Annotated in this window: 2 protein-coding genes (1 of these 2 only partly in view); both read left to right on the plus strand. The window is 64.9% G+C overall.

What is annotated here, in order from left to right:
- Positions 1-12441 carry a non-ribosomal peptide synthetase gene (locus tag BLO97_RS27755; RefSeq protein ID WP_092349190.1) on the plus strand — a complete coding sequence of 4147 codons (12441 nt, stop codon included), beginning with the start codon at positions 1-3 and terminating at the stop codon, positions 12439-12441.
- Positions 12441-12819 carry the 5' portion of a non-ribosomal peptide synthetase gene (locus tag BLO97_RS27760; RefSeq protein ID WP_092349193.1) on the plus strand. It continues 13157 nt past the right edge of the window, so 379 of the gene's 13536 nt are visible here — the first part of the coding sequence; it begins with the start codon at positions 12441-12443; its stop codon lies off the right edge, out of view. The genes BLO97_RS27755 and BLO97_RS27760 overlap by 1 nt, the downstream gene beginning before the upstream one ends.

Genomic DNA, 12819 nt, shown 5'->3' on the forward strand with positions numbered 1-12819 from the left:
ATGAATGCTGAAGACGCCTTGAAACTTGCTCGCCGGTTTATCGGGTTGCCCCTGGACAAGCGCCGGATGTTCCTCGCGGCGCTGGCCAAGGAGGGCGTGGAGTTCAGCGGTTTCCCCATCCCCCAGGGCGTCGAGGCCGAGGATCGCCAGGCGTTGTCCTATGCCCAGCAGCGCATGTGGTTCCTTTGGCAGCTGGAGCCGGACAGCGGCGCCTACAACCTGCCCGGGGCGGTGCGGCTTAGCGGAGTGTTGAGCCTGCCGGCCCTGGAGCAGGCCTTCGCCAGCCTGGTGGCGCGGCATGAAACCCTGCGCACAGTGTTCCAGCGCCAGGCCGACGACCGCCTCCTGCAAGTGCCGGCCAGCGCGCCCCTGGTGATCGACCACGCGGACTTCAGTGCCATGCCGGCCGACGAGCGTGAGCAGGCGGTTCGCCTGGCCGCCGAGGCCCAGTCGATGCGGCCCTTCGACTTGTCCAACGGCCCGTTGCTGCGGGTTGAATTGCTCAAGCTCGATGAGCAGGAACACGTGCTGCTGCTGACCCTGCACCACATCGTCTCCGATGGCTGGTCCATGAACGTGTTGATCGATGAGTTCATCCGTTTCTACGACGCCCATGAGGCAGGCGTTGCTCCGCAGTTGGCCGACTTGCCGATCCAGTACAGCGACTACGCCCTGTGGCAACGGCGTTGGCTGGAGGCCGGTGAGCTGCAGCGGCAACTCGACTACTGGCAGGCGCAACTGGGCGACGAGCATCCGGTGTTGGAACTGCCTCTCGACTACCCACGCCCGGTGCTGCCGAGCTATCGCGGTCGCCGCCTGGAGCATGTGGTGGAGGCCGCGCTGGTCGAGCAACTGCGCGGCGTTGCCCGGCAGCACGGGGTGACCTTGTTCATGCTGTTGCTGGGTACCTTCAGTGTCCTGCTGCACCGTTACACCGGACAAGACGACCTGCGGGTCGGGGTCCCGGTCGCCAACCGCAACCGCCAGGAAATCGAAGGGCTGATCGGTTTCTTCGTCAACACCCAGGTGTTGCGGGTGCAAGTGGATGGCCAGGCCCGCCTTGGCGACCTGTTGCGTGACGTCAAGGAAACCGCCCTCGGCGCCCAGGCCCACCAGGACCTGCCCTTCGAACGACTGGTCGAGGCGCTGAAGCTTGAGCGCAGCCTGAGCTACAACCCATTGTTCCAGGTGATGTACAACCACCAGCCGGAAGTGGCCGACGTCACCACGCTGAAAGTCGGCAGCGGTCTGGAGCTGGGTGTCATCGAGTGGGAATCGCGCAGCACCCAGTTCGACTTGAGCCTGGACACCTACGAAAAGGGCGGCCAATTGCATGCCGCGTTCACCTACGCCAGTGATTTGTTCAACCCCGAAACCATCGAGCGCATGGCGCGGCACTGGACGCTGCTGTTGCGCAACATCGTCGCCGACCCACAGCAGCGGGTCGGCGAACTCGCGTTGCTGGCGCCGGCTGAATATCGCCAGTTGGTGACAGAGTGGGGACGCCACGACACGACCTGGCCGAGCGAGCGCCCGGTACACGAGCTGTTCGAGGCGCAAGCTGAACGCAGCCCGGACGTCATCGCCTTGATCTGCGACGGACAACGATTGACCTATGGCCAGCTCAACGCCCGATCCAATCGCCTGGCGCGCACGTTGGTGGCGGCGGGTGTCGGTCCTGATGTGCTGGTGGGCATTGCCGTCGACCGCAGCCTGGAACTGGTGGTCGCCATTCTTGCCGTGCTCAAGGCTGGTGGTGCGTACGTGCCGCTGGACCCTCAGTACCCGGTTGATCGCCTGCGGTTCATGATTCAAGACAGCGCCAGTCGCCTGCTCCTGACCCAAAGCCATTGGCTTGAACGCCTGCCTGTGCCCGAGGGCGTGCGTTGCTTGTGCCTGGATCAGAGCCCGTCTTGGGAAGACACTGAGCCCGGCAATTTGCAACGCCAGGTGTGGGCCGACAGCCTGGCCTACGTCATGTTCACCTCCGGCTCGACCGGGCGCCCGAAAGGCGTCGGCATCAGCCACGGCGCGCTGAGCAAGCATGCGTTCGCCTCGCAGCACTATTACGGCTTGAGCAGTGCCGACTGCGTGCTGCAATTCGCCACGTTCAACTTCGATGCCTTTGGCGAGCAACTGTTCGGGCCGCTGACCTGCGGCGCCTCGGTGCTGCTGCGTGGCAACGAGGTGTGGGACAGCGAAACCCTGTACCGCCACATCGTCGAGCAGGGCATTACGGTCATGGACCTGACCACCGCCTACTGGAACATGATCGCCAAGGAGTTCGCCGCTGCCGGCCCGCGTGACTACGCGGCGCTGCGCCAGGTGCACAGCGGTGGCGAGGCGATGCCGCCCGAAGGCGTGCAGGCCTGGCGTCGGGCCGGGCTCGAGCGGGTCAAGCTGCTCAACACCTACGGCCCGACCGAAGCCACGGTCACCGCCACCACCCTTGATTGCAGCGATTACGTCTTCAATCGCCGGCCGCTGCCGTTGACCTTGCCCATTGGTCAACCGCTGCTAGGCAGGCATACCTATCTGCTCGATGGGCACCTCGAACCCACACCGGTGGGCGTGGTCGGCGAGTTGCTGATTGGCGGCGAGCTGCTGGCGCGTGGTTACTTCCAGCGTCCGGGTTTGACCGCCGAACGGTTCATTCCCGATCCGTTTTCCACCACCGGCGCGCGCCTGTATCGCACCGGCGACCTGACACGTTTCAACACCTTGGGCCAGATCGAATACGTCGGGCGCGTTGATCATCAAGTAAAGATCCGCGGTTTGCGCATCGAGCTGGGCGAAGTCGAAGCACGCCTGCTGGAACTGGACGCGGTAAACGCAGCCGTCGTGCTGGCGGTGCAGGGTGGCAGCAGCCTGCAACTGGTGGGCTACGTGGTGCCCCAGGATGCCTCGCTGGTGTCGGCCTCGGCCGAGGTGCAGGGCGCGGCGCGGGACACCCTGAAGGCGCAGCTCAAGGATCACCTGCCGGATTACATGGTGCCCACGCAATGGCTGTTCCTGGCGCAATTGCCGCTGAGCCCCAGCGGTAAGCTCGACCGCAAGGCCTTGCCTTCAGCCGATGCCAGCCAGCTGCAGCAAGCCTTCATCGCGCCCCGCAGTGAGCTGGAACGAGGCATCGCGGCCATTTGGCAGGACGTGCTCAAGCTTGAACAGGTCGGCCTGACCGACAACTTTTTCGAGCTGGGCGGCGACTCGATCATCTCGATCCAGGTGGTCAGCCGTTCGCGACAGGCCGGGATCCATTTCACCCCCCGTGACCTGTTCCAGCATCAAACCGTACAAGGCCTGGCGAGTGTCGCGCAGCAGGGCGGCAGTGGCCTGCAGATCGATCAAGGGCCGGTCAGCGGCGAGCTGCCGTTGCTGCCCATCCAGCAGGTGTTTTTCGAGGACACCATTGCCCAGCGTCACCACTGGAACCAGGCTGTCCTGTTGCGCAGCCACCTGCCGTTGCAGGCGCCAGCGCTGATGCAGGCCCTCAACGCCTTGGTGGCGCATCACGATGCCTTGCGTTCGCGCTTCACCGAAACCCCGACGGGCTGGCGCGCCGACGTGGCGCCGGTGGCGATCGACCCCGAGTTGCTGTGGACCGCGGATAACCTGAGCGCCGCTGAGCTGCAAGACCTCTGTGCGAAGGCCCAGCGCAGCCTGGATTTGCAAAGGGGCCCGCTGCTGCGTGCAGTACTGGCGAACATGGCCGATGGCAGCCAGCGTCTGTTACTGGCCGTGCACCACCTGGCCGTGGACGGCGTGTCGTGGCGCATCCTGCTGGAAGACCTGCAACGGGCTTATCAACAGGCCAGCGCCGGAGCCGCCCTCCAGTTGCCGGCCAAGACCAGCGCCTACAAGGCCTGGGGCGAACATCTGCAGGCCTACGCGAGCACTGAAACGCTGCGCGCCGAATTGACCTTCTGGCAGCAACAACTGCAAGGCGCCATGATGGATCTGCCCTGGGACAATCCCCAAGGCAGCCGGCAAAGCCGATACGCAAAAGTGCTGCACAGCCGACTCGACAAAACCCTCACCCAGCAACTGCTGCAACAGGCCCCCGCGGCGTATCGCACCCAGGTCAACGACCTGCTGCTGACCGCCCTGGCGCGAGTGATCTGCCGCTGGACCGGGCATGCCGACACGCTGATTCAACTGGAAGGCCATGGCCGCGAAGAGCTGTTCAGTGACGTCGATCTGACCCGTACGGTCGGCTGGTTCACCAGCCTGTTCCCGGTGCGGCTGACTCCTGCCGATAGCGTGGGCGCCGCGATCAAGCAGATCAAGGAGCAGTTGCGGGCGATCCCGAACAAGGGCATAAGTTTTGGTGTGCTGCGCTACCTGGGCGACGACGCGGCACAAGCCTGTCTCAAGGCCTTGCCATTGCCGTGCATCACCTTCAATTACCTCGGCCAGTTCGACGGCAGTTTCGATGCCAGCGAGGGCGCGCTGTTCAGCCCGGCGGGCGAAAGCGCCGGGCTCGAGCAGAGCCTCGATGCGCCGCTGGACAACGGGCTGGGCGTCGAGGGTCAGGTCTACGACGGCGAGCTCGATTTGCGTTGGACGTTCAGCACTGAGCAATTCAACGAGGCGACCATCGCCCGTCTGGCCGATGACTATGCCCGCGAACTGGAAGCGCTGATCGACCATTGTTGCCAGGCCCAATCCATGGGCATCACACCGTCGGACTTCCCGCTGGCGCGCATCACCCAGGCGCAGTTGGACGCGATCCCAGTGCCGGCTGCCGCTATCGAGGACATCTACCCGCTGTCGCCGATGCAGCAAGGCATGCTGTTCCACACCTTGTATGAGCAGGGCACCGGCACCTACATCAACCAGTTATGCGTGGATGTCGATGGCCTCGACCCCGAGCGTTTCCGCGCCGCGTGGCAGGCGACCCTGGACGCCCACGAGATCTTGCGCAGCGGCTTCATCTGGCAGGGTGAGTTGCAGGAGCAGTTGCAGATCATCCATCGCCGCCTGGCGCTGCCTTACACCCTGCTCGATTGGCGCGGGCGCCATGATGTCGCCCAGGCCCTCAAGGATTTCACCGCCGCCGACCTGGCCAAGGGGTTCGACCTGACTCAGGCCGGACTGCTGCGGGTCACGCTGATTCAGCTGAGCGATGAGCGTCATCACCTGATTTTCACCAACCATCACATCCTGATGGACGGCTGGAGCAGCGCGCAGATGCTTGGCGAAGTGCTGCAACGCTACGCCGGTCAACAGCCGCCGCGTCCGGTCAGCCGCTACGCCGATTACATCCAATGGTTGCAGCGCCAGGACACAGCCCTCAGCGAAACGTTCTGGCTGGGGCAACTGGCCGATCTCCAGGAGCCGACGCTGCTCGCAAACGCCGCCGCGGCGAGTGCTGAAGTGCGCAGCGAAAGCGCTCACGCGCTCAGGCATTACACGCTGGATGCGCCGCGCACGGGCCGTCTCAACGCATTCGCCCGCCAGCAGAAAGTCACCGTCAACACCTTGGTGCAAGCGGCGTGGCTGCTGCTGTTGCAGCGTTACACGGGTAGCGACTGCGTGGCGTTCGGCACCACCGTGGCCGGGCGACCGGCAGAACTGGTTGGCATCGAACAACAGGTCGGCCTGTTCATCAACACCTTGCCAGTGATCGCAGGCTCGCGTCCGGACCAGACGGTCGCTGCCTGGTTGGCCGCCGTGCAAGCCCGGAACCTGAGCTTGCGCGAGTTCGAGCACACGCCGCTGGCAAACATCCAGCGCTGGGCCGGGCAGGGCGGGGGAGCGCTGTTCGACAGCCTGCTGGTGTTCGAAAACTTCCCGATCTCCGCGGCGTTGCAACGTGGCACCGCCCAAGGCGTGGTGTTCGGCGAAGTCGCCAACCAGGATCAGACGCACTACCCGCTGACCCTGGGCGTGACCTTGGGCGAGACGCTGGCGCTGCACATGAGTTTTGACCAGGCGCATTTCAGCGTCGCGACCATCGAGCGCTTGAGTGCGCAATTGCTGCACCTGCTGGAACGGTTTGCCGAGTCCGCCGAGCGTCGCCTCGGTGAGATCGCCCTGGCCAGCGATGAGGAACATAAAGCGCAACAGGCTGCCAACCACCCGCAACCGTACCCGACCGACATTGCCGTGCATCAACGCATCGCCCATCTGGCGGCGCTGAAACCGCACAGCACCGCGGTGATCTTCGATGGACAACGTTTCAGCTACGGCGACATCGACCGTCGGGCCAACCAATTGGCTCATGCACTGGTCGCCCGTGGCGTGGGCCCGGAAACCCGCGTCGGCGTGGCCCTGCCGCGCAGCGAAGGGGTGATCGTCGCGCTGCTGGCGGTGCTCAAGGCCGGCGCTGCCTACGTGCCGCTGGACACCAGCTACCCCCGTGAACGCCTGGCGTACCTGATCGAGGATTCGGGGCTGGCGCTGTTGCTCACCGATTCTCGCGTGTCGGCGCAGTTGCCCCTGGAACGTGCCGCACAGGTGCTGGAACTCGATCGCCTGGACCTGAGCCTGCAACCCATTCATGCACCTGCGATCGAGGTCGATCCACAGAACCTTGCCTACGTGATCTACACCTCCGGTTCCACCGGCAATCCCAAGGGTGTGAGCGTGGCCCATGGACCGCTGGCGATGCACTGCCAGGCCATCGGCGAGCGCTATGAAATGCGCGACAACGATTGCGAATTCCATTTCATGTCCTTCGCCTTCGACGGTGCCCATGAGCGCTGGCTCACCAGCCTGACCCATGGTGCCTCGCTGCTGATTCGTGACGACAGTCTGTGGACCCCGGAGCAGACCTATAACGCGATGCGCGAGCACGGCGTGACGGTGGTGGCGTTCCCGCCGGTGTACCTGCAACAACTGGCCGAACACGCCGAGCGCGAAGGCAACCCGCCCAGGGTGCGCATCTATTGCTTCGGCGGCGATGCGGTGCCCAACGCCAGTTTCGAACGGGTCAAGCGCGCCCTCGATCCGGACTTCATCATCAACGGCTACGGCCCGACCGAAACCGTGGTCACGCCGCTGATCTGGAAGGCCGGTCGTGACGTGACGTGCGGCGCCGCGTATGCGCCCATCGGCAGCCGCATCGGCGACCGCAGCGCCTACGTGCTGGATGCTGACTTGAACCTGCTGCCCCAAGGCATGGCCGGCGAGTTGTACCTGGGCGGCAGCGGCCTGGCCCGGGGTTACCTGAACCGCCCGGGGCTGACGGCCGAGCGCTTTGTCGCTGATCCGTTCAGCGCGGAAGGCGGCTTGCTGTACCGCACCGGCGACCTGGTGCGCCAACGCGCCGACGGCACCTTCGATTACCTGGACCGTATCGACAACCAAGTGAAGATCCGCGGTTTCCGCATCGAACTGGGCGAAGTCGAGGCCAGCCTGCAAGCCCTGGATGGCGTGCGCGAAACGGTCGTCGTGGCTCAAGAAGGCCCGGCTGGTAGCGGCAAGCGCCTGGTTGCCTATGCGGTGGCCGATGAACCCGTGCGCAAGGATTTCGCCGAGCACCTGCGCGAACAGCTCAAGGCGACCCTGCCGGCGCACATGGTCCCGGCCTATCTGCTGCTGCTTGAACGCTTGCCGCTGACCCCCAACGGCAAGCTCGACCGCAAGAACCTGCCCAAGCCCGACGTCAGCCAATTGCAGCAAACCTACGTGGCGCCGCGCAGCCCGCTGGAGCAGCAACTGGCGACCATCTGGCAGGACGTGCTCAAGCTTGGGCAAGTCGGCCTGCAGGACAATTTCTTCGAACTGGGCGGCGATTCCATCGTCTCGATCCAGGTGGTCAGTCGCGCCCGCCAGGTCGGTATCCAATTCACGCCGAAGGATCTGTTCCAGCACCAGACCATCGAGGCCCTGGCCGCCGTGGTCCAGGCGGGCGCGCCGCTGCAACCGATCGACCAGCAACCCGTGACCGGCGAAACCGCACTGCTGCCGATCCATCAATGGTTCTTCGCCCAGCCGATTCCCGACCGCCATCACTGGAACCAATCGGTGATGCTCAAGCCGACGCAGGCGCTGGATGCACAGGCGCTGGAGCAGGCCTTGGGCGCGCTGATCGAGCACCACGACAGCTTGCGCCTGGACTTTATCGAGCAGGGCGAAGGCTGGACCGCGCGTTACCGTGACGTCGAGGCGCAGGCCGCTGGCACGCTGCTGTGGCAGGCCGACGTCGCCGATCTCGCTGAGCTGGAAGTGCTGGGCAATCGGGCCCAGCGCAGCCTGCAACTGGACGGCGGCCCGCTGCTGCGCGCGCTGCTGGCGAACCTCGCCGATGGCACGCAGCGGCTGTTGCTGATCGTGCATCACCTGGTGGTGGACGGGGTGTCCTGGCGGATTCTGTTCGAAGACCTGCAAAGCGCTTATCGGCAGATGCTCGCGGGCACGGCGGTGCAACTGCCGGCCAAGACCAGTGCGGTCAAAGCCTGGGCCGCCGCGTTGCAGGACTACGCGGCCAGCGCACCCTTGCAGGCCGAACTGGGCTTTTGGCAGCAACAGTTGCAAGGCGCTTCGGCGGGGTTGCCGTGGGATAATCCCCAGGGCGGGCAGCAACACAGCCAAGCCGTGACGATTCGCACGGCACTCGATAAAACCCTCACCCGGCAACTGTTGCAGCAGGCCCCGGCGGCCTACCGCACCCAGGTCAACGACCTGCTGCTGACCGCGCTGGCGCGGGTGATGGTGCGCTGGACCGGCGACGACAGCGTGTGGGTGCAACTCGAAGGCCACGGCCGCGAAGAGTTGTTCGCCCACGTCGACCTGACTCGTACCGTCGGCTGGTTCACCAGCCTGTTCCCCGCGAAGCTGACCCCGGCTGCCGATCTCGGCGCCTCGCTGAAGCAGATCAAGGAGCAACTGCGCGCCATTCCCAACAAGGGCATTGGCTTCGGCGCCTTGGCGCACCTGGGCGATGACTCTGCGCGCCAAACCCTGCAAGCCTTGCCGAAACCGCAACTGACCTTCAACTACCTCGGCCAGTTTGACGGCAGCTTCGATGGGGCCGACGAGGCCTTGTTCGTGCCGACCACCGAGCGCGGCGGCGAAGAAGTGAACCTGCAAGGCCCGCTGGGCAGCCCGCTGGCCCTCGACGGCCAAGTGTTCGGCGGCGAGCTGGACTTGAGCTGGACCTTCAGCGGCGACAGGTTCGACGCCGCGACCATCCAGCGCCTGGCCGATGACTATGTACAGGAACTCACCGCGCTCATCGCCCATTGCTGCGACGACAACAGCCGTGGCGTGACGCCGTCGGATTTCCCCTTGGCGCGGCTGACCCAGGCGCAACTCGACACCCTGGTCCAACACCCCCAGGCCATCGACGACATCTACCCGCTGTCACCGATGCAGCAGGGCATGCTGTTTCATACCGTGCTCGAGCAGGACAGTGGCGACTACATCAACCAGATGCGCCTCGACGTCGAGGGCATCGACCCGCAGCGTTTCCGCACCGCCTGGCAAGCCGTGGTCGATGCCCATGACATCCTGCGCAGCGGCTTCTTCTGGCAGGGCGACCTGGCGCAGCCGGTGCAGATCGTGCAGCGACAGGTCGAGGTGCCGTTCCGTGTGCTCGACTGGAACGGGCGCACTGATATTGATGACGCCCTGCAAACCCTCGCCGACGCAGAACGTGCCCAAGGCGTGGACCTGACCCGGGCGCCGCTGATGCGCCTGGTGCTGGTGCGCACCGCCTCCGACCGTCATCACCTGATCTACACCAACCATCACATCCTGATGGACGGCTGGAGCAGCGCGCAGTTGCTCGGCGAAGTCTTGCAGCATTACCGGGGGGAGAGCGTGGTCCGTCCGGCCGGGCGTTATCGCGATTACATTGCCTGGCTGCAACGCCAGGACGAGGCCGCCAGCGAAGCGTTCTGGACGCCTGCGCTGCGACGCCTGGAGACCCCGACGCGCCTGGCCGACGTCATGGCGAAGCCGGCCCAGGCCCAGGCCGGTCATGGCGATCATGTCCAGGTGCTGGACGAAGCGCTGACCCGACGCCTGGAAGCCTTTGCCCGTGCCTCGAAAGTCACCGTCAACACCTTGGTGCAGGCGGCATGGCTGCTGCTGTTGCAGCGTTACACCGGTCGAGACACGGTGGCCTTCGGTGCGACGGTCGCCGGCCGCCCGGCGGATGTGCCCGGCATCGAGCAGCAGATCGGCCTGTTCATCAACACCTTGCCGGTGATCGCCAGCCCGCGGGCCGAGCAATCCCTGGACAGTTGGCTGCAGGCCGTGCAAGGGCAGAACCTGGCGCTGCGGGAGTTCGAGCACACCGCGTTGCTGGACATCCAGCGCTGGGCCGGGCAGGGCGGTGAAACGCTGTTCGACAGCCTGCTGGTGTTCGAGAACTACCCGATTGCCCAAGCCTTGGAGCAAGGCGCGCCAGACGGCCTGCGCTTCGGCCCGGTGGCCACCCAGGAGCAGACCAACTACCCGCTGACGCTGTTGGTGGGCCTCGATCGGCAGTTGTCAGTGCACATGAGCTACCAGCGGGCCAGTTTTGAGCCCGCCAGCGTGGCACGGCTGGCGGCGCACCTGGCTCAACTGTTGGGGCAGATGACCGCCCATGGCGAGCGCTGCCTGGGTGAACTGTCGATGCTTGAGTTCGATGAGCATCAGCGTCTGACCCATGACTGGAACCCGGTGGACGCCCCGTTCGAGCAAACGCTGTGCATTCACCAGATGATCGCTCGTCAGGTCGAAGCCACGCCAGGTGCCCTGGCGGTGACCTTCGCCAACACCCGTCTGAGCTACCGCGAATTGGACGGCCAGGCCAATCGCCTGGCCCATAGACTCATCGAACTGGGTGTGGGCCCGGAAGTGCGAGTGGGCGTGGCAATGCCGCGTTCCGAGCAGTTGCTGATTGCCTTGCTGGCGGTGCTCAAGGCCGGTGGCGCCTACGTCCCGCTGGACCCGGACTATCCGGCCGAACGTGTGGCCTACATGCTCGACGACAGCGGCGCGCGGGTGCTGCTGACCGAGCAAGCGGTGGCGGCGACGCTGACCGTTGCGACCGAGACCGCTGTGTTGATGCTGGATCAACTCGACCTGACGCACTACCCGCTGAGCGCACCCCACACCCAGGTCACGCCAGACAACCTCGCCTACGTGATCTACACCTCCGGCTCCACCGGCAAGCCCAAGGGCGTGGCGATTGCCCATCGCAACGTGCTGGCGCTGATCGACTGGTCGAAATCGGTCTACAGCCGCGACGATATCCAAGGCGTGCTCGCATCGACTTCCGTGTGTTTCGACTTGTCGGTGTGGGAGCTGTTCGTGACCCTGGCCAATGGCGGCTCGCTGATCATCGCTCGTAACGCGTTGGAGTTGCCGCACCTGCCGGCCCGGGATCAGGTGCGCCTGGTCAACACCGTGCCATCGGCCATTGCCGCGTTGCAGCGCAGCGGTGAAATCCCGGCCAGCGTGCGCATCATCAACCTGGCCGGTGAGCCGTTGAAGCAGAGCCTGGTGGAAGCGCTGTACCAGTGTGGCAGCGAGCATGTCTACGACCTCTACGGCCCATCGGAAGACACCACCTATTCCACCTGGACCCGCCGCACCGTCGGCGGCACCGCGAACATCGGCCGGCCCCTCAAGCACACCGCCAGTTACCTGCTGGACGCTAACCTGCAAGCGGTGCCCCAAGGCGTCTCGGCCGAGCTGTACCTGAGCGGCGCGGGCATCACCCGTGGCTACCTCGGCCGTGCCGCGATGACCGCCGAGAAGTACGTGCCCAACCCGTTTTCCAGCAACGGCGAGCGCTTGTATCGCACTGGCGACCTGAGCCGTTATCGCGTCGATGGCGTGCTCGAATATCAGGGCCGGATCGACCATCAGGTGAAGATCCGCGGCTTCCGTATCGAGTTGGGGGAAATCGAAGCGCGGCTGCTGCAACAACCCGAGGTGCTTGAGGTGGCCGTCCTGGCCCAGGACGCGGCGGGAGGCCAGCAACTGGTGGCCTACGTGGTCGCCCCAGCGCTGGACCTGGACGTCACCGAAGCGCTGCGTGCCCTGCGCGATCAGCTCAAGGCCGGTCTCAGGGAACACTTGCCCGACTACATGATTCCGGCGCACCTGCTGTTCCTCGATCAACTGCCGCTGACGCCCAACGGCAAGCTCGACCGCAAGGCCTTGCCGGCCCCGGAGACCGGCTTGCTGCAAACCGGTTATGTCGCGCCGGCCAGTGAACTCGAGCAGCAGGTCGCGGCGATCTGGGCCCAGGTGCTCACGGTGGAACGCGTGGGTTTGAACGATCACTTCTTCGAGCTGGGCGGCCATTCGCTGCTGGCGGTCAATGCCGTCTCGCGTCTGGCCCTCGAATTGGGGCTGAGCCTGACCCCGCAACTGATTTTCCAGCACCCCGTCCTGAGGGACTTTGTCGCGCAACTGGACATCGGGGACGGGCCAATCAACGAACAGAAACTGAACAAGCTGGAAGCCCTGCTTGATGAAATGGAGGAAGTCTGATGGATAAGAGTGTTGCTTTGAGGATTGCCAAGCGCTTTATCACTCTGCCGCTGGACAAACGCCGGCTGTACCTGGAAAAAATGCTCGAAGAGGGCGTCTCGCCGGCCAACCTGCCGATCCCCGAGGTGCGCTCCGGGTTTGAACACATCGCGCTGTCCTATGCCCAGGAACGCCAGTGGTTCCTGTGGCAGATGGACCCGCACAGCTCGGCCTATCACATCCCCAGTGCCCTGCGCCTCAAGGGGCCGTTGGACGTGGCCGCCCTGGAGCGCAGCTTCAACGCCCTGGTCGAGCGCCACGAGAGCTTGCGCACCACTTTCATCGAGCATGGCGAGCAGGCCGTGCAGGTCATCCACCCGCACATGCCGCTGCGTATTG

This window comes from Pseudomonas sp. NFACC05-1 (assembly GCF_900100135.1).
GTDB classification, from domain to species: Bacteria; Pseudomonadota; Gammaproteobacteria; order Pseudomonadales; family Pseudomonadaceae; genus Aquipseudomonas; species Aquipseudomonas fluorescens_Q.

Coding starts and splice junctions, on each gene's coding strand:
- BLO97_RS27755 (WP_092349190.1), top strand. CDS start 1: ATGAATGCTGAAGACGCCTTGAAACTTGCTCGCCGGTTTATCGGGTTG.